The organism is Phytobacter ursingii (genome assembly GCF_001022135.1).
In the GTDB taxonomy this organism is placed as follows: Bacteria; Pseudomonadota; Gammaproteobacteria; order Enterobacterales; family Enterobacteriaceae; genus Phytobacter; species Phytobacter ursingii.
Map to the genome: position 1 here is coordinate 683,852 of NZ_CP011602.1, position 24,392 is coordinate 708,243.

The following is a 24,392-nucleotide window of genomic DNA, read 5'->3' on the forward strand; positions in this document are numbered from 1 at the left end:
AGAGAGCCAGCGCTGGCGCGGGCTGGCTTACCCGTTTGTAGAAAAACAAAACTGAAAAATTTTACAGATATGAAAGTGGCAGGCGGGTGCGGTGTAGTGCCGTTTTTGTTGGTGTTACATACTTTCCGTTAGGATAAAAAAACTTCTTAGATCTTGAAACTAGTAGCAGTGATGTTAGTATTTATCCTGCGCAAACGTTCCGTTTGCCTGTGGCAGTCAAAGTTTATAGTTTCTTAGCTTCCGCTCTCGCTTTATAAATGTGAGAGCGCCTATGCTATAGCATAGGCTGGAACGGTAGCCCCACAAAGCCTGGCCGGCGACGAGGGGCCGTAGCCGTCCTCAATTGCGTCCGGTCAGAGAATAGGGGCAGTTGCTAAGAGCTTTTGACGAAAGCAACCCTATTCTTTTGCCCTCTTGAGTATGAGGGAGGCCGGATGTAATTTTGACTTTAATACATGGAAAGTTTTCATGGCTACTGATATACCCATAAAAAAACCAAACACAAAGTCATTACGTTCTTTACATTCGCTAAGTTCTTGCTTAGACATACCTCTTTCTGATTTGGTTTTAGCTAGAGCCATGCCAGGAGAACAGAGGTATAAAAGAAAACAGGTAAAAAAAATAAATGGCGATGTAAGAGATGTCTATGACCCTCATCCTTTAATACGTCGAATTCAAAAAAGGATTAATAATAGAATATTTAAAGAGCTGATTTTATGGCCTGAATATATCTACGGATCAGTACCTACGAATAAAGAAGAAAAAAAGCAGGAATTGAACGTCATTATATAGCTTGTGCAAAGCAGCATTGTAATGCAAAAACAGTATTAAAGGTTGATATAAAAAATTTCTTTGATAATATTCATCGGGATATTGTGTATGAAATTTTCAAACGCGTATTAAAATTTAAAGGCGAAGTTTTAGATTACTTGACTGATATTTGTTGCTATGATCACAAAGTGGTGCAGGGCGTATTAACTTCTAGTTACATTGCTTCACTTTGTCTTTTTGATGTTGAGCTTGATATTGTTAATAGGGCACGAAGAAAACAATTAATTTATACACGACTTGTTGATGATATTACTGTGTCTTCCAAGTCGGTTAATTATAACATGAGCCAGATTCTTGAACATATTAAGAGAATGTTGGCTGAAAAGGATTTGCCTATTAATGAAGATAAGACTAAAGTTCATAATATCTCGACTGAATCACTTAAAGTTCATGGGTTGCGTATTTCCTTTAATGAACCTCGTTTGCCATCTGATGAGGTTGGTCGAATCAGAGCCTCTGTATATAATTTAGAAAAATTATCTCGGAAAAATAATTCCGTAACAAGTGTGGCTTACAGGATTGAGTATAATAGATGTGTTGGGAGAGTAAATAAATTAGGACGGGTTAACCATGCTAAATATGTTGTATTGGCTTCAAAATTAAAATTAATCCAGCCTAAAGCAGCTAAAAGAGATATTGATAAAATTGAAAAAGCAGTGTCTTTTTTGGAAAATTCATATAAAGGAGGGAACTCCAAGAAAGATTACTATAAAAAGAAATATGATTTGGCTTTCTTTAATTTAATAATTCTGAGAAGAACTCCGGCATTTGTGTCTATTGCTGAGGGTTTCAAAAAAAGGCTGCAAAATATAAAATATTAAAGAGCCAAGTGGATACATTGAAAAATTATGTATTTTATATGCTTGATATTTTGTAACACTGTATGTGGGCGGTTGAGGCACTCTTCTTTATATGTACGGAGGCGGCGAGTAAATTGTCATTTAAGCATAAAATTAATCGGTATTTCTTAAAGAGAAAGATAAGTTTTTATAAAAAAAGAATTCGTATTCAGAATGCTTTTAAAAATAAATGTAAATCTCTTTTAATATCGTTGAAGTCGTTTATTGATTCAATACCGTTAGGAGATTTCGGTAAAGATAAAGAAATTAGGAATTTGACTCTAATTATTTTATGTGTATTGTTAGTTGGTATTTTCTTGAGTATCATAATTTCTTTTTTAACGATCGTTGAAGAAAAATTGTATGCAAAAGATTTTTGCTTTTCTAATAAATGCATTGATTACTTCTTTAAGAATTTCAATGGGGTATCTATTATACTCCAATCTATTGCTTGGTTAATCACTCTTATCACTACAGTTGGAGGGGTTTTTATCGCATTGATGACCTATAAAATAGGTGTAAAGAATAGCAGTTTAACGAATCATATATCCCATTTAAATATGTTTAGGGACTATGTGAATGCAGAAATAGCAAAAAGAAAGTTCATCTCTCCAGATAAAATTAATATATATAAATGGTATAGTTTAATATTTCCGCTTTCGAAAAAAGGTGATGTATCGGTTTCATCTAACTATGAAGAGAAAATTAATGGCATTATTGATGTTGTCAAAGAGGCAAATGCAAAAATAACTGAGCCTGATGGGAAGTATATATATACTCATCATCAGGTAATGATGAGAGATGCTATCGGTTTACTGGGTATAAAAATCAGCACCGGACCAAAAAATGATTTTATTCTCATAGAAGAACAAGTTTTTGAGTTAATTGACTGTATTAATTTAACCTTTACTGATATAAGTGTTGAGTTATCAGGTTTGAGAAGAGCTTATGTCTGATTTTACTGTTGCGTAAATAGGTGGTCAGCATAGAATTGAAGCATGTGTTTACGTGCTTCGATATATTGCGCATGATTGTAAGTTCCTCTAATTGAATTTTTATCAACGTGTGCAAGTTGCGTTTCAATCCAAGCGCTTTCAAAACCATGCTCGTGTAAAATTGTGCTCATTGTATGCCTAAATCCATGTCCGGTTAAGCGTCCATGATAACCAAGCAACTTAATAACTTTATTGATGCTGGCTTCACTCATTGGTTTTCTGGCATCGTTGCGACCAGGGAAAACGAGGCTGTAATTGCCTGAGATCACTTGGAGTTTTTTCAGAATATCGATTGCTTGGGTGGATAACGGAACTAGGTGCGGACGGCGTTTTTTCATTCGCTCTTTGGGGATCTCCCATAGTGCATTGTCGAGATCGAATTCTTTCCACTCTGCCGTGCGTAACTCAATAGTCCGAACGCCGGTAAGCATCAGCAGCTGCGTGGCGTATTTCGTTACCAGACTTCCCTCATAGTTCTCCAGAGCTTTAACAAAAGCGGGTAGCTCACTTTCTGTCAGGAAGGGGAAATGTTGAGTTTTAGGCTTGTTGAGTGCGATGGCCAGATCGGGAGCAAAGTTATATTTCGCCCGGCCAGTAGCTACTGCATAGCGAAGAACCTCACCGCAGCGACGACGTATTTTACTGGTTTGCTCCAGTGCGCCTCTTTTTTCGATTTTCTGTAGCACTGTAAGCAATTCTAAGGGTTCAATTTGTTCAATAGGGCGCTGACCAATAAAAGGAAAAATATCTCTCTCAAGGCAGTACAGAACCTCTTTCGCGTAGCCTTTTGACCATGTCTTGGTTTTAGAACCATGCCACTCTCTGGCAACAGACTCAAAACTGTTTTCGTGGGCAAACTGTAGAGCGATTTTATTCGCTTTTCGTGCCTCACTAGGGTTGATCCCTTTAGCGAGCATCGAACGCGCTTCATCACGTTTACCGCGAGCTTCGGCAAGTGAAACCTCACCATATACCCCGAAAGAGATCATCTTTGGTTTGCCTGCGAAACGATAACGGAAGCGCCATCCCTTACTGCCTGCCGTATCTATAAGCAGGGACAGCCCCATCCCGTCATTGAGGGTATAGGGTTTTTCTTTAGGTTTGGCGCGTTTTATTTGTATGTCTGATAGCAGCATGTGTATAGAAAAAAGATCGAACCGGGTTATACACAATGTTATACGCAATAGTGTATAGATTCCATTAGAAATCGTGAGACGTGTTTAGACTATAGTTTCTTGTAGTCTTGAGTGAAAATAAGGAGTTATGGAATTTTCTGGACGCGTTGAGACTTGGTAATGGTGTCCCCTGCAGGAATCGAACCTGCAACTAGCCCTTAGGAGGGGCTCGTTATATCCATTTAACTAAGGGGACGAGGCGGCAGGAGTATAACGTCATTTCGCCTTTGCGTTAAGTGTCCTGCGCCCGAGTGGTTAAAGTGTCGCCAGTCAGCCCCTGTTTTCGGCTGTTTCCTGTTTTGTTTTGGCTTTTGCTTCGGCTTTGCGCTTGTTAATCATGTCATTGCGAATTTGCGCGTGGCTCAATAACGCGAAGATAAATGTACCGCCGCAAATATTTCCGGCGAGGGTGGGCAGCGCAAACGGCCAGAAAAATTCGCTCCAGTGGATGTTGCCATTAAAGATGAGATAAAAAATCTCCACCGCGCCCACCACGATATGGGTGGTGTCGGCCAGGGCGATAAGCCAGGTCATCAGAATAATAACCACGATTTTCGCCGCACCCGCAGACGGGAACATCCAGACCATGGTCGCGATAATCCAGCCGGAAATAATGGCGTTGGAAAACATCTCCATCGGCGTATTCTTCATCACATCCATACCAATTTTGACGAACGCGTCGCGCGTCGGCTCATCAAAAATCGGCATATATTCAAATGCCCACGCCGCGATACCCGTACCAATGAGATTCCCCAGCAGCACAACGCTCCACAGGCGCATCATCAGGCCGAAATTGACCCATGAAGGCTTTTGCATCACCGGCAGTACAGCGGTAACGGTGTTTTCGGTAAAAAGCTGCTGGCGGGCCATAATCACAATAATAAAGCCGAAGGTATAGCCGAGGTTTTCCAGAATAAAGGCGGCCGGTACGCCTGCGAGCTGAACGTGAAAAATCCCTTTTGCCAGCAACGAGGCGCCCATCGACAGCCCGGCGGCGATGGCGGACCAAAACAGGGCCATGGCGTCGCGTTCCAGCTCTTTTTCGCCGTCCTGACGGATATGCTCATGGATAGCCATCGCGCGTGAGGGGAGGCGCTCTTCATCTACCTCAATATGCTCACCACCTATTTTCTCTTCGCTTTCGACTTCAATTTCATCGGTGTGCTTGTCAATTTTCTCGTCTTTGATGCCGTCCATATTGCCTCTGTCTACGTGTGACCCATGGTCTAAGCGTAGCGGCTTTTTTTACCAGGTCTGGCGGGATCCTCCGAATTTGGTGGCGATGGCAACTATGGCGATATGGCTTTGGCGAAGATGAGATAACATTGTCACGAAACGAGGGGGCAAACTGCGACTATGCTCAATATGAGATTCGCACGTTGCGTAGACAACACAAGGCGTGCTGATACAATGCCTTGCATGTTTATGACGCGAACCGAGGCAGATTGCGTTTGTGCCCTTCTGGATGGCACTCAGCGAAAGCCATTTTCTTCAGGGAGACACCTATGAAATTTCGTGTGTCGGCGATTGCGCTGGCAACCACACTGTTGGCGGGCTGCGCCAGTTCAGGAGACACGCAGGGGCGTTCAGATCCACTGGAAGGATTTAACCGCACCATGTACAACTTCAACTTTAATGTCCTGGACCCGTATGTTGTGCGTCCCGTTGCGGTGGCATGGCGTGATTATGTGCCGCAGCCCGCGCGTAACGGCCTGAGCAACTTCACCAGCAACCTTGAAGAACCGGCCATCATGGTGAACTACTTCCTGCAGGGCGATCCCTATCAGGGGATGGTTCACTTTACGCGCTTCTTCCTCAACACCTTACTGGGTATGGGTGGCCTGATGGATGTGGCCGGGATGTCGAACCCGAAATTGCAGCGCGTTGAGCCGCACCGTTTTGGTAGCACGCTGGGTCATTATGGCGTGGGCTATGGGCCTTATATGCAGTTGCCTTTCTACGGTAGCTTTACACTACGTGAAGATGGCGGTGATATGGCGGATACGCTCTATCCGGTGCTGTCCTGGCTGACCTGGCCGCTGTCGGTCGGTAAATGGACGGTGGAAGGCATTGAAACACGTGCTCAGTTGCTGGATTCCGACGGCCTGCTGCGTCAGTCTTCCGACCCGTACATCATGGTGCGTGAAGCCTACTTCCAGCGTCATGACTTTATCGCCAATGGCGGTAAGCTCAAGCCGCAGGAGAACCCGAATGCTCAGGCGATTCAGGGCGACCTCAAGGAAATCGATTCCGAATAAACGAAAAAGGTGAGCACGACGCTCACCTTTTTTATGCCTGCGATAAATCAGAATGCGTAGTTAAAGTTCGCGCCATACAGCCACGCACGCCCTTCTGAGCTAAATTTGTACGGGCCTTCCTGGAAGTTCACTTTCTGACCGTGCATATAGGATACGCCGACATCCACAGACGCATCTTTGTTGAACGCATACGTGGTACCTGCGCTCAGCCAGAAACGGTCCTGATCCGGAATGGAGATAGAACGTTTGTCTGCCGGAACCGGGCTGTCATCAAAGGCGATACCGGTACGGAAGGTCCAGTTATCGTCCATATAGTAGGTGGTACCCAGTGCGATACGGTAAGAGTCTTTAAAGCTTTCATCTTTATAGAACAGGGTCTGGCCGTTGCTGTTTGTCGCTTTCAGCTCCTGGAACTGACTCCAGCTGGTATAGGCCATGCTGTAGTGGATAGCCCATTGCGGCGCAACGCGGTTATAACCTGAGATTTCCCACATCTCCGGCAGGTTCAGGGTCAGAGAACCACCGGTTGTACGGCCATTGGTGCCCATTGGCAGACCGAAGTTGCCGAGGATTTGGTTATAGGCCGAAGGCAGGCTGCTCTTGTAATCACCATCAAAGTCGACTTTCACCTCAGAACGGTAGGTTAAGCCGTAACGGTTGTTTTTATCGATTTCGTAAAGAATACCGGCGTTCCAGCCAAAGCCCCACTCATCACCTTTCAGATAAGCTATCTGCGTATCAGCCGGGATACCTGCAACCTGCTGCGCCAGACCCGGAATCGGTGGCAACGCGCCTGAACCCGCAACGATTCTGCCCAGATCGCCTGCGTAACGCTCAATCTTCGCTTTGGCGTACACCGCATCAAAGCCCAGGCCGAAACTCCAGTGGTTATTCAGACGATAAGCACCGCTGAGGTTCAGGTTCAGGGTTTCCAGGTCTGTTTTGCCGGCATATGCGCCTGCCGCGTAGTCGCTATTAAACTCGGTCGCTAAACCGTAGTTAGAGGTAATGGACGCGCCCCAGCCAAACTGATCATTGATTGGTGCGACGAAGTGCAGGTTTGGAACCCATGCTGTTGGCGCGATGTTTTTCGAATCCAGGCTGGCACCTGATGGTGATGTGCCTGAAATATCAACACCCGGATCAACGAAAATAGCGCCAGCGGAGAACGTCGGACGGTCAAACATCATAATTAGAGCAGGGTTGCGGCTGGCGTTGCCCGCATCATCTGCAATTGCGCCTTCGCCGGAATAAGCGCGGCCAAGACCAGAAGAAGAAAATTCGTTGAGCTGGAAGCCTGCGGACCAGGCCTGGGTTGAGACGATTGCCACTGCAACTGCGAGTGCAGATTTGGTAAACAGGTTTTTCTGGCTCATGACCAAAACCTCATCCGGTTATTTTTATTTAAACTATGTTACGTGGTGTAACAGGAGCGCGAAGTGTAGGGTCTGCGGTACGTCATAGAAATCAGACCAGTGGCGAGAGTATAGGTCTGACCAGAGGAAATGTTGCAAGCTTGTATATAAAATTTTTCAATTGTGATCTTCGAAACGGGATCTGCGTGGCAAAATTGCGGCCAGCGTCGCTCATGATTATGGGTGGTTTTTGTTCTGGATCATTTTTAAGTGTGATTTCGGTCACTTAGGGACTTTCCTCACATTATCGACTGGAGACAGGTTATTGAGGGGGGTAAAATATGCACAACGTTTATTTGGCACCTTGGGTGCGAATTCAGAGGAAATCACAATGAGTAAATGCAGTGCTGATGAAACCCCGGTTTGCTGTTGTATGGATGTTGGTACCATCATGGACAACTCCGATTGCACCGCCTCTTATAGCCGTGTGTTCACAAACCGCACCGATGCAGAAGAGACACTGGCTGCGCTGACGGCGCGCGCGCGTGGCGTAGAGTCAGATCCATGCCAAATCACTTCGACGTTCACTGAGGTTGACGGCGGTGTGCGTCTGGATATCGATTTTGTTTTTGCTTGCGAAGCGGAAACCCTGATTTTCCAGCTGGGTCTGCGTTAATCTTCCTGCCTGCGCTCCTGCTTCTGCGGGAGCGTTTTTTTCAATCATCTCTGTGTTTTACCTCCCACTTTTTTCTTTCCCTCATTGGCTAAATGTAAATAATTAGTTAAGACTGTTATCAGGTCAGACCACTAGTGCATCATGCTGTTAACAGGGGAGTGTTATGAGTCAGGCATTACCGCTTGTCACCCGTCAGGGCGACCGCATCGCCATTGTCAGTGGATTACGTACGCCATTTGCCCGTCAGGCAACGGTATTTCACGGTGTCCCGGCTATCGATCTTGGCAAAATGGTGGTGGGTGAGCTCCTTGCCCGAAGTGAAATCCCGCCGGAAATCATTGAACAACTGGTTTTTGGCCAGGTGGTGCAAATGCCGGAAGCCCCTAATATCGCAAGAGAAATCGTACTAGGAACGGGCATGAGTGTGCATACCGATGCCTACAGTGTGAGCCGCGCTTGCGCCACCAGTTTCCAGGCCGTAGCAAACGTTGCCGAAAGCCTGATGGCGGGGACGATTCGCGCAGGTATCGCGGGCGGTGCTGATTCTTCTTCTGTATTGCCCATCGGCGTGAGCAAAAAACTGGCGCGTGTGTTGGTCGATGCCAACAAAGCCCGCAGTGCAGGACAAAAACTAAAGCTCTTCTCCCGTTTACGGCTACGTGATCTCTTGCCGGTGCCGCCTGCGGTGGCGGAATATTCTACCGGTTTACGCATGGGGGATACTGCAGAGCAGATGGCGAAAACCTACGGCATCACGCGTCAGGAACAGGATGCGTTAGCCCATCGTTCTCACCAGTATGCGGCGCAGGCCTGGGCGGAAGGCAAGCTGGCGGATGAAGTGATGACCGCCTATGCGCCACCTTTTCGCGAACCGATAACCCAGGACAATAATGTCCGGCAAAACTCCAGCCTCGCGGACTATGCCAAACTGCGTCCGGCCTTTGATCGCCGACACGGTACTGTGACCGCCGCGAACAGCACGCCACTCACCGATGGTGCGGCAGCGGTTATCCTGATGACCGAGTCGCGGGCGAAAGAGCTGGGTTTGCAGCCTTTGGGATACCTGCGAAGTTATGCCTTCACCGCCATTGGCGTACAGCAGGACATGCTGCTGGGGCCCGCCTGGGCGACGCCGCTGGCGCTCGACAGAGCGGGGCTGACGATGGCGGATTTAACCTTACTGGATATGCACGAAGCGTTTGCATCGCAAACCCTGACCAACCTGAAACTGATGGCCAGCGAGCGCTTTGCCCGCGATGTATTAGGCCGGACACAGGCAACGGGCGAGGTGGATGACAGCAAATTTAACGTGTTGGGGGGATCGATTGCTTACGGGCATCCCTTTGCGGCGACCGGGGCGCGGATGATCACCCAAACCTTGCATGAACTGCGCAGACGCGGCGGTGGATTTGGTCTGGTCACTGCCTGTGCCGCAGGTGGGCTTGGGGCAGCTATGGTTCTGGAGGCCGAATAATGGAAATGACCTCAGCATTTACGCTCAGTGTCCGCCCGGACAATGTTGCTGTTATCAGCATTGATGTTCCCGGCGAAAAGATGAACACGCTAAAAGCCGAGTTTGGCAGCCAGGTTCGCGCCATTCTCAAACAAATCCGCGAAAACAAACAGATACGTGGCGTGGTGTTCATTTCCGCAAAACCAGATAATTTTATCGCCGGTGCGGACATCAATATGATCGATCGCTGCAAAACGGCCAAAGAGGCCGAAGATCTGGCGCGCCAGGGGCAACAGATCATGGCCGAGATCCACGCTCTGTCGATCCCGGTGATCGCCGCCATTCATGGTCCATGCCTGGGTGGCGGGCTGGAACTGGCATTAGCCTGTCACCGCCGTATTTGTACCGATGATGCGAAGACGGTCTTAGGGCTGCCTGAAGTTCAGCTTGGGCTGTTGCCTGGTTCCGGCGGTACCCAGCGACTGCCGCGTCTGGTCGGAGTAAGCACCGCGCTGGAGATGATCCTTACTGGTAAGCAACTGCGCGCGCGTCAGGCGTTAAAAGCGGGGCTGGTGGATGATGTCGTGCCGGTTTCTATCTTGCTGGATGCCGCCGCAGAGCTTGCTACACAAGGTCGTCCTGCCAGCCGCAGCCTGCCGGTACGTGAACGCCTGCTGGCCGGGCCGCTGGTACGTGCGCTGTTATTCCGCATGGTCGCAAAAAAAACAGAGCAAAAAACCCAGGGCAATTACCCCGCGACGACCCGTATTTTGAATGTTATCGAAACGGGTTTAAGCCAGGGCAGTAGCAGTGGCTATGATGCGGAGGCGCGCGCGTTTGGTCAGCTGGCAATGACGCCGCAATCACAGGCGCTACGGCATATTTTCTTTATCAGCACTGAGGTAAAAAAAGACCCTGGCAGCCCGGTTGCGGCCGGTCCGCTTCGTGCTGTCGGTATTCTCGGTGGCGGGTTGATGGGCGGCGGAATTGCTTACGTGACGGCAGGGAAGGGCAACCTTCCTGTTCGCATAAAAGATATTAATCCGAAAGGTATTAACCACGCGCTGAAATATAGCTGGGAACAGCTTGATAAAAAGGTGCGTCGCCGCCATCTCAAATCTGCTGAACGTGACGCGCAAATGGCCCGCATTTCCGGTACCACGGATTACAGCGGTTTTTCCCATCGGGATGTGGTTATCGAGGCCGTTTTCGAAGATTTGAACCTTAAGCAACAGATGGTCGCGGAGGTTGAAGCACAGTGCGCGCCGCAGACCATTTTTGCCTCCAACACTTCTTCGTTGCCCATCGGCGATATTGCTGCCAAAGCGGCGCGCCCCGGTAACGTTATCGGATTACATTTTTTTAGCCCGGTGGAGAAGATGCCATTGGTGGAAGTTATTCCCCATGCCGGCACCGATGAACAGACCATTTCGACAGTGGTTAAACTGGCCAAGAAGCAGGGTAAAACGCCGATTGTCGTGGCGGACAAAGCGGGTTTTTACGTGAACCGTATTCTGGCGCCTTATATGAGCGAAGCGATGCGACTGCTGAGCGAAGGGGAACGTATCGAGAATATCGATAAAGCACTGGTAAAATTTGGCTTTCCTGTCGGCCCTATCCAACTTCTGGATGAGGTGGGCATCGACACGGGGACCAAAATTATCCCTGTGCTGGAGGCTGCCTACGGTGACCGTTTTAGTGCCCCTGCAAGCGTCGTCTCTGCAATATTGAATGACGATCGCAAAGGCAGAAAAAATGAGCGTGGTTTCTATCTTTACGGTAAGAAAGGGCGTAAAAGCAAGAAACAGCCTGACCCGGCAATTTACCCGCTTGTGGGGGCTTCTGGCACAGGCAAATTATCGGCAGAACAGATTGCCGAACGATGCGTCATGATGATGCTTAACGAGGCTGCACGCTGCTTCGCCGAGAAGGTGATCCGCAGCCCGCGCGATGGTGATATTGGCGCGGTGTTTGGCATCGGTTTTCCGCCTTTCCTGGGCGGCCCGTTCCGCTATATGGATACCCTTGGCGCGGGTGATATTGTCGCAACTCTACAGCGCCTGGCTTCGCTTTATGGGGAACGTTTTGCTCCTTGTCAGCTTTTGTTACAAATGGCTGAACGAGGCGAAACTTTTTGGGGCAAGAAGGAAACTGATTTTGTAAGTTAAGGTCAAAAAAGGGTAAATCCAGCTTTAAATGAAACAGCGATGGTTATTTTGTAAACAGTCATTGACTATACTTACGCCATTGAGGTAAAAAACAGCGTTTCATTCATCGAATGGATCAGGCAAAATGCCCGGCCATTGATATTTCCTGTCGTAATGGAACTGTTCACGCGGGGAGTGTTAATGCTTCTGGTTAACAAAAGCGGTGCAATATGCAAGTTTTTATCATGCGTCACGGCGATGCAGCCCTCGATGCAGCCAGCGACTCAGTTCGTCCCTTAACCCCTTGTGGTTGTGACGAATCGCGTCAGATGGCAACCTGGCTGAAAGGTCAAAAAGTGGATGTCGAACGTGTTCTGGTCAGCCCGTTTCTTCGTGCTGAACAGACGCTAAGTGAGGTGGGTGAATGCATGAACCTGCCCGACAACGTGGATGTCCTGCCCGAACTGACCCCTTGTGGTGATGTTGGTCTGGTCAGTGCCTATCTCCAGGCGCTGGCAAACGAAGGTACCTCTTCCGTGTTGGTGATTTCTCACCTGCCGTTGGTGGGTTATCTGGTGTCCGAGCTTTGCCCGGGTGAAACACCGCCAATGTTTACCACCTCCGCGATTGCCAGCGTGACGCTGGATGAGAGCGGTAAAGGCGTTTACAACTGGCAAATGAGTCCCTGCAACCTGAGAATGCCAAAAGCAATCTGATTCGCCGGACCGTGAAAAAAAGCCGCACTTGTGCGGCTTTTTACGTTTCTGTCTGTCCGTTGCGTTCAGGGAAGCTCTGGCGGCTGCCACTCTTCGACTTCAATCAACACCAGTATCGCAGCATCGCCACCGTACTCTTTGGGAGCCTGGTGAAACGCCATTACATGCGGATGCTGTGCCAGCCAGAGCGGCGTCTGTTGCTTAAGGATATGTTTACCGTGCCCGTGCATGACGCAGGCGCAAAAGACATGTTCACGTCGGCAGGCGGCGATCAGCGCCCCCAGTTCCTGCTTGGCCTGTAGCTGCGTTAAGCCGTGCAGGTCAAGAAACAGATCCGGGGAATAATCACCGCGGCGGATCTTCTTGAGTTCAAAATGGCTGACATCGTCGCGCACATACTTCACCGGCCCTTCGGTATTCAGCAATGGCTGAAATTCATCAGAGAAATAATGGCTGTTATCTGCCTGCTCCGACAACAGGCGCTTCACCGGAACCTCAGTGATTTTTTTACGTGTCGGGCGGTGCACTACCGTATCCTGCTTTATTTGACGCGTGCCGGTCATCAATTGTCGGAACAGCGTCTGCTCCTCCTCGCTAAGCGATGGTTTCTTTTTCATCTGCGCATCTCATCTTTTATTTCTTTTAGTGTACCCGACTCGCTCCCTGCTGTTCAGCAAAATGCATTTTTAGGCCGCGACGCGAAGCGACAATGCTGATTTATCGCCGTCTTCATGGCAAACTAGCCGCCGAATTTCTTGCGAGCGTGTCCTGGAGGATAAGATGGATAAAATTTTTGTTGATGAAGCAGTAAGTGAACTGCATACCATTCAGGACATGTTGCGCTGGTCGGTAAGCCGATTCAGCGCGGCAAATATCTGGTACGGTCACGGTACGGATAATCCGTGGGATGAAGCCGTACAACTGGTATTGCCAACCCTTTACCTGCCGCTGGATATCCCGGAAGAGATGCGCAACGCGCGCCTGACCTCCAGCGAGCGTCACCGTATCGTTGAGCGCGTTATTCGCCGCGTCAATGAACGTATCCCGGTTGCCTACCTCACCAATAAAGCCTGGTTCTGCGGCCATGAGTTTTACGTTGATGAGCGCGTACTGGTGCCGCGTTCGCCGATTGGTGAACTGATCAATAACCACTTTGCTGGCCTTATCGATGGGCAACCGCAGCACATTCTGGATATGTGTACCGGTAGCGGCTGTATCGCCATTGCCTGCGCTTACGCCTTCCCGGAGGCGGAAGTGGACGCGGTGGACATCTCCCCGGATGCGCTGGCGGTAACAGAACACAACATTGAAGACCACGGGCTGATTCATCACGTCACGCCGATTCGCTCCGACCTGTTCCGCGACCTGCCGAAAGTGCAGTACGACCTGATTGTGACCAACCCGCCGTATGTTGATGAAGAGGATATGTCTGATCTGCCGTCAGAGTATCGCCATGAGCCGGAGCTGGGGCTGGCCTCCGGTAGCGACGGTCTGAAACTGACGCGCCGTATTCTGGCGTGTGCGGCGGATTACCTTACCGATAATGGTGTGCTCATTTGTGAAGTGGGCAACAGCATGGTACATCTGATGGAACAATATCCGGATGTGCCGTTCACCTGGCTTGAATTTGATAATGGCGGTGACGGTGTCTTCATGCTGACCAAAGCGCAGTTGCTGGCCGCACAGCAACATTTCAGCATTTATAAAGATTAAAACGCTAACAACATAACGACGACAACGGAGCCGTGATGGCAGGAAATACTATTGGACAACTCTTTCGCGTAACGACCTTCGGCGAATCGCACGGCATCGCGCTGGGCTGCATCGTCGATGGTGTACCGCCGGGCATTCCACTGACCGAAGCCGACCTCCAGCATGACCTGGATCGACGCCGCCCCGGAACCTCACGCTATACCACCCAACGCCGTGAGCCGGATCAGGTGAAAATTCTCTCCGGCGTGTTTGAAGGCGTGACCACCGGTACCAGCATCGGCCTGCTGATTGAGAATACCGATCAGCGCTCCCAGGATTACAGCGCAATCAAAGATGTGTTCCGTCCGGGGCATGCTGATTACACTTACGAGCAAAAATATGGCCTGCGCGACTATCGTGGCGGTGGCCGTTCCTCGGCGCGTGAAACCGCAATGCGTGTGGCGGCTGGGGCAATTGCCAAAAAATTCCTCGCGCATAAATTCGGCATCGTGATCCGTGGCTGTCTGACCCAGATGGGGGATATTCCGCTGGAGATGAAAGACTGGGAACAGGTCGAACAGAATCCGTTCTTCTGCCCGGATCCGGACAAAATCGACGCGCTGGACGAACTGATGCGCGGGCTTAAAAAAGAGGGCGACTCGATCGGCGCGAAAGTCACCGTTGTGGCGGACGGTGTGCCGGCAGGCCTCGGTGAGCCGGTATTTGATCGTCTGGATGCCGATATCGCCCATGCGATGATGAGCATCAACGCGGTTAAAGGCGTTGAGATTGGCGACGGCTTTGGCGTGATCAACCTGCGCGGTAGCCAGAATCGCGATGAAATCACCAAAGACGGTTTTCAGAGCAACCACGCGGGCGGCATTTTGGGCGGTATCAGCAGCGGGCAGCAGATCGTTACCCATATCGCGCTGAAACCGACCTCAAGCATTACCGTGTCGGGGCGCACGATTAATCGCTTTGGCGAAGAAGTAGAGATGATTACCAAAGGACGTCACGACCCGTGTGTCGGTATTCGCGCGGTACCGATCGCCGAAGCGATGCTGGCCATTGTTCTGATGGACCATTTTATGCGTCAGCGTGCGCAAAATGGCGATGTGACGACCACTATTCCTCGCTGGTAACCAATGAAAAGAATTGCAATTGCGCTGCTGGCGTTTTTCGCAACGCTGACCTGCCAGGCAGCAACGCCCTGGCAGAAAATCACCCATCCAGTTGCGGGCGCAACGCAATCGATCGGTGCCTTCTCGAATGGCTGTATTGTTGGCGCGCATGAACTGCCGCTGCAATCCGATACCTATCAGGTGATGCGTACCGATCAGCGACGCTACTTTGGTCATCCGGACCTGATTCTGTTTATTCAGCGTCTGGGTAATCAGGTGCATAACCTGGGGCTTGGGACAGTGCTGGTGGGCGATATGGGTATGCCGGCCGGCGGACGTTTTAACGGCGGTCACGCCAGTCACCAGACGGGGCTGGATGTGGACATTTTTCTGCAACTGCCAAAAGCACGCTGGACCGCAGCGCAATTGTTAAAACCGCAGGCACTGGATTTGGTTTCCAGCGATGGCAAGCAGGTAGTGCCTTCGTTATGGAAACCCGAAATTACCAGCCTCATTAAGCTGGCGGCGAAAGATAATGATGTGACGCGCATTTTCGTCAACCCGGCCATTAAGCAGCAGCTGTGTCTGGACGCCGGAACTGACCGCGACTGGCTGCGGAAAGTGCGCCCCTGGTTCCAGCATCGCGCGCATATGCATGTCCGTTTGCGCTGCCCGGCAGATAGCCTTGAGTGCCAGGATCAGCCTTTGCCGCCAGATGGCGATGGCTGTGGCGCGGAATTGCAAAGCTGGTTCAAACCGGCCAAACCTTCTACGACGCCTGAGAAGACGACACCCCCGCCGCTGCCTGCTTCCTGTCAGGCATTACTGGATGAGCACGTATTGTAATGGATGCATTTCAAGAGATATTTATGGTGTCGCCACTGCTTCTGGTGGTGCTTTTTCTGGTCGCCACGCTGGCGGGATTCATTGATGCGTTAGCGGGTGGCGGTGGTTTACTGACCGTACCTGCATTGCTGGCCGCCGGGATGACCCCGGCGCAGGCGCTGGCTACCAATAAACTGCAGGCCTGCGGTGGCTCCATCTCTTCCACGCTCTATTTTTTGCGCCGTAAAGTGGTGAGTCTTGCCGATCAGAAACTCAATATTCTGATGACCTTTATTGGTTCAACGTCGGGTGCGCTGCTGGTTCAGCATGTTCAGTCTGATATTCTGCGCCAGATTTTGCCTGTCCTTATTATCTGTATCGGTCTCTACTTTTTGTTAATGCCAAAACTGGGTGAAGAGGACCGTCAACGTCGGCTGCATGGCCTGCCTTTTGCACTGGTTGCGGGCGGCTGCGTGGGTTTCTACGATGGCTTTTTTGGTCCCGGCGCCGGGTCATTTTATGCGCTGGCGTTTGTCACGCTGGCGGGTTTTAATCTTGCTAAATCCACCGCGCACGCCAAGGTGCTGAATGCAACTTCCAATATTGGCGGGCTGTTGCTGTTTATTATTGGCGGCAAGGTTATCTGGGCAACGGGGTTTGTGATGCTGGCGGGCCAGTTTCTGGGTGCGCGTATGGGCTCACGTCTGGTGCTCAGCAAAGGTCAAAAACTCATTCGCCCGATGATTGTTATCGTCTCGGCAGTGATGAGCGCAAAATTACTTTATGACAGCCATGGGCAGGAGATCCTCCAGTTTCTGGGGGTGAGTGCATGAACACAACAACACATCATTACGAACAATTGATCACCCTTTTTGACGGCTGTTTTGCCGACGATTTTAATACCCGTCTGATTAAAGGCGACGACGAACCGATCTATCTTCCTGCTGATGAAGAAGTCCCTTATAACCGGATCGTCTTCGCTCACGGGTTCTACGCCAGCGCGTTGCATGAGATCTCCCACTGGTGTATCGCCGGGAAAGCCCGTCGCGAGCGGGTGGACTTTGGTTACTGGTACTGCCCGGATGGGCGTGATGCGGCGACCCAGTGTCAGTTTGAGGACGTTGAGGTTAAACCGCAGGCTTTTGACTGGCTGTTCTGTGTGGCGGCGGGTTATCCGTTTAACGTCAGTTGTGACAACCTGGAAGGGGATTTTGAACCGGACCGCGTTATATTCCAGCGCCGCGTGCATGCGCAGGTGATGGAATATCTCGACAAAGGGATCCCGGCGCGTCCGGCGCGTTTTATTAAAGCGCTGCAAGATTACTATCACACGCCTGAGCTAAAGGCGGAACACTTCCCATGGCCGGAAGATTTATAACTGAGGAAAGAAGATGATCGCAGAATTTGAATCGCGCATTCTGGCGTTAATTGATGACATGGTAGAGCACGCCAGTGATGATGAGCTGTTTGCTGGCGGTTATCTGCGTGGGCATCTGACGCTGGCGGTCGCAGAACTGGAAGCGGGTGAAGACCATTCATCCGCTGCGCTGCATGATCGTGTGTCGGCGAGTCTGGAAAAAGCCATTCAGGCGGGCGAGCTCTCTCCGCCGGATCAGGCGCTGGTGTTGGGAATGTGGGACACGCTGTTCCGAAAGGCGCAGGCACAGTAAGAAGCACCGATCCCGGATGCGGCATAAACGCCTTATCCGGGCTACACCGTAGCGCCACCGGGGAATTCCCGGATGCGGTCCAGGTGAGGGGGAAAATGCGGCTCGGGAGGTGGGTTCCGCTCACCTTATGTTCTTTACTTTTCGATCGCAACAGAACCCGTGAACGTGCCAGGTTGGCTCATCGCACCCGGGCTCACTTAACCCGTTTCCCCTTCAACAACTTTCTCACCCATAAGCGATTAGGATTCAGCGCTGCCAGTGTTTCACCATCCAGCGGCAACGGCTCCTCACTCATCTGCGAGGCCAGAATCTCCGCCGCCAGCGGCGCACTGCATAATCCACGTGAGCCGAGCGCGCCAAGCATAAACAACCCGTCAAAAACCGGTGCGCTTATCGTATCCGTTCTCTCTTGCGCAAGAGTGGCATAGGCATCCAGTGTTGCCGCGTAATCCGCCACATTCCCGACTAACGGCAGATGATCCCGGGTTGCGCAGCGCACACCGCAGCGAGCCTCACCGCCGCTGACATCGACTTCCATCGCCCACTGCGCCTGCGGGAAGCAGTTCAGCAAACGCTGGCGGTTTTGCTGTTGATCCTCCTCGCTGTAGGTGGCTTCCTCCTGCCCACGGTGGTAGCTTGCGCCAATACAGTGATGCTGATTGCGCGGGTTTTGCGGCGTCAGATAACCGTCATAGCAGAGTACCTGACGCAGGTCGCTCAGTGCCGCCGTTGTGGGAATATGGCTGACCTGTCCGCCAACCGGGTAAACCGGCAGTTTTTCGGTCTGAGTAAAGTGGCTGATGTGGTGACCGTTAGCCAGTACGACGCAGTCATGAGTGCGCTGGCTGCTATCGGCAAAATCCAGCCGCCATTTGCCATCCTGTTGAGCGAGGTTTGTCACCCGGTGGCCGTAGTGCACGCATAATCCCTGACGCTGGGCTAATGCCAGCGCTGACGCCGTTAATTGCGCCGGACACAGCCAGCCACCCGCCGGATAATGAATGCCGCCGCAGCCGGTTTCTACCCCCGTCGTTTGCGCGACCGCTTCGGCGCTGACCGCATGGGCGATGGCGTCCGGTAGGCCCAGCGTCAGCATCTGGCTAATTTTTTGCTGACTTTTTTCGTCGTATCCCAGTTGAGTGACACCGCACCAGTGATGATCGAAATCGACGGGCAGAGTGTCATACAGGCGGCGGGCGAAGGTAAACGCGGCGGGGAAAAAATGGGCCAGCGCCGGGTCGTGCGCGCTGAGCAGTGGATACAGCGCGCCCTGCCGATTGCCGGAAGCGCCCTGTGCGGGTTCGTCATCGGCACAGTAGAGCGTGACCTGCCAGCCGCGACGTAACAAGGCCAGCGATAGCAGCGCGCTGGCGATACCGCCGCCGATAATTGCAACCGCACGCTTTTTCGTGCCAGTGCGGGCAAACCATAGCATACGCAGCGCGAGCAGGATGGCGCTCTCCATCACCCCGGTAAGCATTTCCCGCTTACGGCCAAACCCTTTGCTTTTGCGCATGGTGAACCCGGCGTCCTGCAACCCACGGCGGACAAAACCAGCGGAGGTGAAAGTGGCCAGCGTCGCGCCGGGACGCGCCAGCCTTGCCATTGCGTTAAACAGCCCGGGCGTCCACATATCCGGGTTTTTCGCCGGCGCAAAGCCGTCGAGGAACCAGGCATCAACTTGTTGATTGAGCGAATCATCTAACGTTTCAGTCAATTCGTTGATATCGCCGAACCATAAATCCAGGGTCACGCGACCGCCGTCCAGTAACAGGCGATGGCAACCGGCAAAAGGCAACGGCCACTGCTGCTGCAGTTGTTCCGCCCAGGGGGCCAGCTCGGGCCAGTGCTGGTGCGCCAGGCGAAGATCGTCTTTCGTTAAAGGGAATTTTTCGAAACTGATGAAATGTAATCTTTCCAGGGTAGCCTGCGGACTGGCGCGGGAAAAGGCATCAAACGCCTGCCAGAGGGTCAGGAAATTGAGCCCGGTGCCAAAACCGCTTTCCGCGACGACAAACAGCGGGCGGGGATGGGCGACGAAACGCTCGGGTATACCGTTACCACCAAGAAAAACATAGCGGGTCTCTTCCAGCCCGTTATCATTTGAGAAATAGACGTCATCGAAATCTCGGGAAACAGGTGTACCCTCAGCGTTGAATTCCAGGTTGGCAGATTGTATAGCGGTTTGTTTCACGTAAGTTACTCGGCGGACAGGCTGTGCCACGATCTTAACGATGTGCGTCTCAGGGCGCAAATTTACCCATTAATTGTCTGATCGGACTTGTTCGGCGTACAACTGTACGCTATCTTGCGACACGAAAACTTAAATTAGTGCGACTTACAGGGGTATTGAATGAAACGTGCAGTGATTACTGGCCTGGGCATCGTTTCCAGCATCGGTAATAACCAGCAGGAAGTCCTGGCCTCTCTGCGTGAGGGACGCTCAGGGATCACTTTCTCTCAGGAATTCAAAGATTCCGGAATGCGCAGCCACGTATGGGGTAACGTCAAACTGGATACGACCGGTTTGATTGACCGTAAAGTGGTTCGTTTCATGAACGATGCCTCTATCTATGCTTATCTCTCCATGCAAGAAGCGATTGCGGATGCTGGCCTGAGCGCAGACGTTTACCAGAACAATCCGCGCGTCGGCCTGATTGCCGGTTCCGGCGGTTCTTCAAAAGCGCAGGTCTTCGGTGCGGATGCGATGCGCAGCCCGCGCGGCCTGAAAGCTGTTGGTCCGTATGTGGTGACCAAAGCAATGGGTTCTGCGGTTTCCGCATGCCTCGCCACCCCGTTTAAAATCCACGGTGTGAACTACTCTATTAGTTCTGCCTGTGCCACTTCCGCACACTGCATCGGTAACGCCGTTGAGCAGATTCAGCTGGGCAAGCAGGATATCGTCTTTGCTGGCGGTGGCGAAGAGCTGGGCTGGGAAATGGCCTGTGAGTTCGACGCAATGGGCGCGCTGTCGACCAAATACAATGAAACCCCGGAAAAAGCGTCCCGTACCTATGACGCGCATCGTGATGGCTTCATCATCGCAGGCGGCGGCGGTATGGTTGTGGTTGAAGAGCTGGAACATGCGCTGGCTCGTGGCGCGCACATCTATGCTGAAATTGTGGGTTACGGCGCAACGTCGGATGGCGCTGACATGGTCGCGCCGTCAGGTGAAGGCGCAGTGCGCTGCATGAAGATGGCAATGCACGATGTTGATACCCCAATCGACTACCTGAACTCTCACGGTACCTCTACTCCGGTAGGCGACGTGAAAGAACTGGGCGCGATTCGCGAAGTGTTCGGCGACAACAGCCCGGCTATCTCCGCGACCAAAGCCATGACCGGTCACTCTCTGGGGGCAGCTGGCGTGCAGGAAGCTATCTACTCTCTGCTGATGCTGGAACACGGCTTTATCGCGCCGAGCATCAATATCGACGAGTTGGATGAGCAGGCTGCTGGCCTGAATATCGTCACCAAACCGACTGACGCGACGCTGAACACTGTTATGTCCAACAGCTTCGGTTTCGGCGGTACTAACGCCACGCTGGTGATGCGTAAGCTCAAGTAATCGTCTGAATATTAAAAAGGGAGCCAATGGGTTCCCTTTTTTTATGCATTGACAAGCCGCGACACGGGCAGGCAAACTTCCTGCGCAACATTGTCGTCCTGATAATGCGTAAGCGTTTAACGTTATCCAACGCACCTTAATCCTGAACATCAGGTGGAGGGGGCGTGGCTTTTTTCCTCGCCTTACTCTGCGGTACGGAGTAATGCATGTCTGTAGAGACTCAAACACTTTCTTCCTCATCCGGCACGGGTTCGCTACTACGACTGGTGGTTGCCGTTTTCCTTACCTATATGACCATCGGGTTACCGTTGCCCGTCATCCCGCTCTTTGTGCATAACGAACTCGGTTACGGCAACACCATGGTGGGCATCGCTGTCGGTATCCAGTTTCTGGCAACCGTCCTGACACGGGGTTATGCCGGGCGACTGGCCGATCAGTTTGGCGCAAAGCGCTCGGCGTTGCAGGGAATGTTTGCCTGTGCGCTCGCCGGCGTCGCCTGGTTGCTGGCGGCATGGCTACCGATAAGCGCTCTGGCAAAATTTGGCTTGTTGATTATCGGACGTCTAATGCTGGGTTTTGGCGAAAGCCAGCTACTCACCGGAACGCTCGCCTGGGGGATGGGGCTGGTTGGTCCTAAACGTTCAGGCAAAGTGATGTCCTGGAACGGTATGGCCATTTACGGCGCGCTGGCTGTTGGGGCGCCGCTCGGTCTGCTCATTCATAGCCGGTTTGGCTTTGCCACCCTGGCGGCGATCACCATGGTCTTGCCGCTACTGGCATGGGCATTTAATGGCGGCGTACAAAAAACGCCTGCTCATCCGGGTGTACGTCCTTCGCTGTGGAGCGTGGTCGGGCAAATCTGGCAGCCGGGCCTTGGTCTCGCGCTCCAGGGGGTAGGTTTCGCGGTTATCGGTACTTTCGTTTCGCTCTACTTTGCCAGCAATGGCTGGGAAATGGCTGGCTTTACGCTGACGGCATTTGGCGGCGCCTTTGTTCTGATGCGTCTGCTGTTTGGCTGGATGCCGGATCGCTTTGGCGGCGTGCGGGTGGCTATTGTTTCGTTGATGGTGGAAACGGTGGGTCTGTTGCTGCTCTGGCAGGCGCCGGACGCCTGGCTGGCAATGGCCGGTGCGGCATTGACCGGCTGTGGTTGTTCGTTGATTTTTCCGGCGCTGGGCGTTGAAGTGGTAAAACGCGTTGCTCCGCAGGTTCGGGGTACTGCGCTGGGAGGGTATTCGGCATTTCAGGACATTGCGTATGGTATCACCGGGCCACTTACCGGGCTGTTGGCGACCTCGCTGGGCTATCCGTCGGTATTCCTGGCCGCGGCAATTGCGGCGGCCAGCGGCATTGTGGTGACGATGATTTCATTTCGAAAATAATCGCCTGTTCCGGCTCTCATAATGAGGGCCGGAAATAAATAATGCACTTTCTCATAATTCTGAATGCTATTTTTGTCGCCAGAAAATAACTAAAAATACGCGCCACGCCACAGAAAAAACATATTGTTTTATTGGTGTAACATATTCCACTGATATAATTTTTTGCAACATTCTCAGGCAGTTATAATGCTGCTATAGTCAGGCTATCTTCGTACGTAAGTTATTCTTTTACTACTTTTTAGAGAAAGGAGAGACGTATGCCTGGGTTTAAAGCAGATTTTCTGTGGGGCGGCGCGGTGGCGGCGCATCAGCTTGAAGGCGGATGGCAGGAAGGCGGCAAAGGGGTGAGTGTCGCTGACGTAATGACCGCCGGGGCGCACGGCATTCCGCGCGAAATTACCGATGGCGTATTACCGGGAAAAAATTACCCAAACCACGATGCTATCGACTTTTATCATCGCTATAAAGAGGACATCAAACTCTTCGCGGAAATGGGGTTTAAATGTTTTCGTACATCCATCGCCTGGACACGTATTTTCCCGAAAGGGGATGAATTAGAACCGAACGAAGCCGGTCTGCAGTTTTATGACGATCTCTTCGATGAATGCCTGAAATACAATATTGAACCGGTGATTACGCTCTCGCATTTTGAAATGCCTTATTACCTGGTCACTGAATATGGTGGCTGGCGTAACCGTAAGCTTATTGATTTTTTTGTGCGTTTCGCCAAAACGGTATTTACTCGCTATAAAGGCAAAGTGAAATACTGGATGACGTTCAACGAAATCAATAATCAGGCCAATTACCACGAAGATTTCGCCCCGTTTACCAACTCCGGTCTTAAATACAAAGAAGGCGAGGATCGGGAGCCGGTCATGTACCAGGCGGCGCACTATGAGCTTGTCGCCAGTGCGCTGGCGGTGGAAGCGGGGCATGCGATTAACCCTGATTTCCAGATTGGCTGCATGATTGCCATGTGCCCAGTCTACCCGCTTACCTGTAACCCGGACGACATGATGATGTCCGTCTCGGCGATGCACCGCCGCTACTGGTTTACCGATGTGCATGTCCGCGGTTATTACCCGCGTCATCTGCTTAATTATTTCGCCCGTAAAGGCTTTAATCTCGATATTACCGATGAAGACCTGCAGATCCTGAAACGGGGTTGCGTGGACTATATCGGTTTTAGCTACTACATGTCGTTCGCCACCAAAGCCACTGCGGATAACCCACAACTGGACTATGACGAAACGAAGAGTCTGGTGAAAAACCCGTATGTGAAAGCATCGGACTGGGGATGGCAAATCGACCCGGTGGGGCTGCGTTATTCACTGAACTATTTCTACGATCTTTATCAACTGCCGCTGTTTATCGTCGAGAATGGCTTCGGCGCTATCGATCAGAAAGAGAGTGACGGTTCGGTAAACGATCAGTATCGCATTGAATATATGCAAAACCACCTGCGCGAAATGAAAAAGGCGGTGGTGGAAGATGGCGTGGATTTGATGGGCTACACCCCGTGGGGCTGTATTGATCTGGTTTCCGCAGGAACTGGCGAAATGAAAAAACGTTACGGCTTTATCTATGTCGATAAAGATAACGAAGGAAACGGTACGCTTGAACGCAGCCGTAAGAAATCTTTCTGGTGGTACCAGCAGACCATTAAAAGTAACGGTGAAAATCTTTAAT

The 24,392-nt window shown here is 51.3% G+C and carries 22 protein-coding genes and 1 tRNA gene; 17 read left to right on the plus strand and 6 right to left on the minus strand.

Annotated features, from left to right (window positions below):
• Nucleotides 1-468 precede the first annotated feature (468 nt).
• From AB182_RS32960 to AB182_RS06640, 3 genes are all read left to right on the plus strand, one after another.
• The gene (locus tag AB182_RS32960; RefSeq protein WP_223883577.1) at nt 469-792 is read left to right on the plus strand and encodes a hypothetical protein; all 324 of its coding nucleotides are present in this window, start codon (nt 469-471) and stop codon (nt 790-792) included.
• A gap of 47 nt (nt 793-839) precedes the next feature.
• A complete protein-coding gene (locus AB182_RS06635) occupies nt 840-1,652 on the plus strand; it encodes a reverse transcriptase family protein (RefSeq protein ID WP_261802793.1) in 813 nt (270 codons plus the stop codon).
• Nucleotides 1,653-1,765: 113 nt separating this feature from the next.
• Nucleotides 1,766-2,626, plus strand: a complete 861-nt coding sequence (locus tag AB182_RS06640) for a retron Ec48 family effector membrane protein (RefSeq protein WP_139153693.1) — start codon at nt 1,766-1,768, stop codon at nt 2,624-2,626.
• 2 nt (nt 2,627-2,628) lie between these two features.
• Here AB182_RS06640 and AB182_RS06645 read toward each other — a convergent pair whose 3' ends face one another.
• The 3 genes from AB182_RS06645 to AB182_RS06655 form a co-directional block, all read right to left on the minus strand.
• A complete protein-coding gene (locus AB182_RS06645) occupies nt 2,629-3,801 on the minus strand; it encodes a tyrosine-type recombinase/integrase (RefSeq protein WP_047369403.1) in 1,173 nt (390 codons plus the stop codon).
• 160 nt (nt 3,802-3,961) lie between these two features.
• A tRNA-Arg gene (locus tag AB182_RS06650) sits at nt 3,962-4,036 on the minus strand.
• Between the two features lie 74 nt (nt 4,037-4,110).
• Nucleotides 4,111-5,037 carry a formate/nitrite transporter family protein gene (locus AB182_RS06655; RefSeq protein WP_047369404.1) on the minus strand — a complete coding sequence of 309 codons (927 nt, stop codon included), beginning with the start codon at nt 5,035-5,037 and terminating at the stop codon, nt 4,111-4,113.
• Nucleotides 5,038-5,345: 308 nt separating this feature from the next.
• On the opposite strand from AB182_RS06655, the gene mlaA reads away from it, so the two are divergent.
• A complete protein-coding gene (mlaA, locus tag AB182_RS06660; RefSeq protein WP_047369405.1) occupies nt 5,346-6,098 on the plus strand; it encodes a phospholipid-binding lipoprotein MlaA in 753 nt (250 codons plus the stop codon).
• Between the two features lie 47 nt (nt 6,099-6,145).
• Here mlaA and fadL read toward each other — a convergent pair whose 3' ends face one another.
• Complete coding sequence (gene fadL, locus AB182_RS06665) at nt 6,146-7,474, minus strand: long-chain fatty acid transporter FadL (RefSeq protein WP_047369406.1); 1,329 nt, start codon at nt 7,472-7,474, stop codon at nt 6,146-6,148.
• Nucleotides 7,475-7,844: 370 nt separating this feature from the next.
• Between fadL and AB182_RS06670 the strand changes: the two genes are divergently transcribed.
• From AB182_RS06670 to sixA, 4 genes are all read left to right on the plus strand, one after another.
• Complete coding sequence (locus AB182_RS06670; RefSeq protein WP_039079828.1) at nt 7,845-8,129, plus strand: YfcZ/YiiS family protein; 285 nt, start codon at nt 7,845-7,847, stop codon at nt 8,127-8,129.
• A gap of 163 nt (nt 8,130-8,292) precedes the next feature.
• Nucleotides 8,293-9,603: an acetyl-CoA C-acyltransferase FadI gene (gene fadI / locus AB182_RS06675; protein WP_047369407.1), complete on the plus strand. Its 1,311-nt coding sequence runs from the start codon at nt 8,293-8,295 to the stop codon at nt 9,601-9,603.
• Nucleotides 9,603-11,750, plus strand: coding sequence for a fatty acid oxidation complex subunit alpha FadJ (gene fadJ, locus AB182_RS06680; protein WP_047369408.1), 2,148 nt, complete (start codon nt 9,603-9,605; stop codon nt 11,748-11,750). Before fadI ends, fadJ begins: the two co-directional genes overlap by 1 nt.
• Nucleotides 11,751-11,959: 209 nt before the next feature.
• Nucleotides 11,960-12,445 carry a phosphohistidine phosphatase SixA gene (gene sixA / locus AB182_RS06685; protein WP_047369409.1) on the plus strand — a complete coding sequence of 162 codons (486 nt, stop codon included), beginning with the start codon at nt 11,960-11,962 and terminating at the stop codon, nt 12,443-12,445.
• A gap of 65 nt (nt 12,446-12,510) precedes the next feature.
• On the opposite strand, the gene smrB is transcribed toward sixA, so the two are convergent.
• Complete coding sequence (gene smrB / locus AB182_RS06690) at nt 12,511-13,062, minus strand: endonuclease SmrB (RefSeq protein ID WP_047369410.1); 552 nt, start codon at nt 13,060-13,062, stop codon at nt 12,511-12,513.
• Nucleotides 13,063-13,225: 163 nt separating this feature from the next.
• Between smrB and prmB the strand changes: the two genes are divergently transcribed.
• From prmB to AB182_RS06720, 6 genes are read left to right on the plus strand one after another with little or no spacing between them, the layout of a single operon-like run.
• A complete protein-coding gene (prmB, locus tag AB182_RS06695; protein ID WP_047369411.1) occupies nt 13,226-14,158 on the plus strand; it encodes a 50S ribosomal protein L3 N(5)-glutamine methyltransferase in 933 nt (310 codons plus the stop codon).
• A gap of 35 nt (nt 14,159-14,193) precedes the next feature.
• The gene (aroC, locus tag AB182_RS06700; RefSeq protein ID WP_047369412.1) at nt 14,194-15,279 is read left to right on the plus strand and encodes a chorismate synthase; all 1,086 of its coding nucleotides are present in this window, start codon (nt 14,194-14,196) and stop codon (nt 15,277-15,279) included.
• A 3-nt stretch (nt 15,280-15,282) separates the two neighbouring features.
• On the plus strand, nt 15,283-16,104 hold the full coding sequence (gene mepA / locus AB182_RS06705; protein WP_047369413.1) for a penicillin-insensitive murein endopeptidase: 822 nt from the start codon (nt 15,283-15,285) through the stop codon (nt 16,102-16,104).
• Nucleotides 16,104-16,916, plus strand: coding sequence for a sulfite exporter TauE/SafE family protein (locus AB182_RS06710; protein ID WP_047369414.1), 813 nt, complete (start codon nt 16,104-16,106; stop codon nt 16,914-16,916). Before mepA ends, AB182_RS06710 begins: the two co-directional genes overlap by 1 nt.
• On the plus strand, nt 16,913-17,461 hold the full coding sequence (locus tag AB182_RS06715; RefSeq protein ID WP_047369415.1) for an elongation factor P hydroxylase: 549 nt from the start codon (nt 16,913-16,915) through the stop codon (nt 17,459-17,461). The genes AB182_RS06710 and AB182_RS06715 overlap by 4 nt, the downstream gene beginning before the upstream one ends.
• A 13-nt stretch (nt 17,462-17,474) precedes the next feature.
• Nucleotides 17,475-17,753, plus strand: a complete 279-nt coding sequence (locus AB182_RS06720) for a YfcL family protein (protein WP_047369416.1) — start codon at nt 17,475-17,477, stop codon at nt 17,751-17,753.
• Between the two features lie 193 nt (nt 17,754-17,946).
• Here AB182_RS06720 and mnmC read toward each other — a convergent pair whose 3' ends face one another.
• Nucleotides 17,947-19,947: a bifunctional tRNA (5-methylaminomethyl-2-thiouridine)(34)-methyltransferase MnmD/FAD-dependent 5-carboxymethylaminomethyl-2-thiouridine(34) oxidoreductase MnmC gene (mnmC, locus tag AB182_RS06725; protein ID WP_177328611.1), complete on the minus strand. Its 2,001-nt coding sequence runs from the start codon at nt 19,945-19,947 to the stop codon at nt 17,947-17,949.
• Between the two features lie 159 nt (nt 19,948-20,106).
• Between mnmC and fabB the strand changes: the two genes are divergently transcribed.
• The 3 genes from fabB (at nt 20,107) to AB182_RS06740 (ending at nt 24,391) form a co-directional block, all read left to right on the plus strand.
• Nucleotides 20,107-21,321 (plus strand): beta-ketoacyl-ACP synthase I, encoded by a 1,215-nt coding sequence (gene fabB, locus AB182_RS06730; protein ID WP_047369418.1) that lies wholly within the window; start codon nt 20,107-20,109, stop codon nt 21,319-21,321.
• Nucleotides 21,322-21,527: 206 nt separating this feature from the next.
• On the plus strand, nt 21,528-22,703 hold the full coding sequence (locus tag AB182_RS06735) for an MFS transporter (RefSeq protein ID WP_047369419.1): 1,176 nt from the start codon (nt 21,528-21,530) through the stop codon (nt 22,701-22,703).
• Nucleotides 22,704-22,960: 257 nt separating this feature from the next.
• Nucleotides 22,961-24,391 (plus strand): 6-phospho-beta-glucosidase, encoded by a 1,431-nt coding sequence (locus AB182_RS06740; protein ID WP_047369420.1) that lies wholly within the window; start codon nt 22,961-22,963, stop codon nt 24,389-24,391.
• The last annotated feature ends 1 nt before the right edge of the window (nt 24,392 follow it).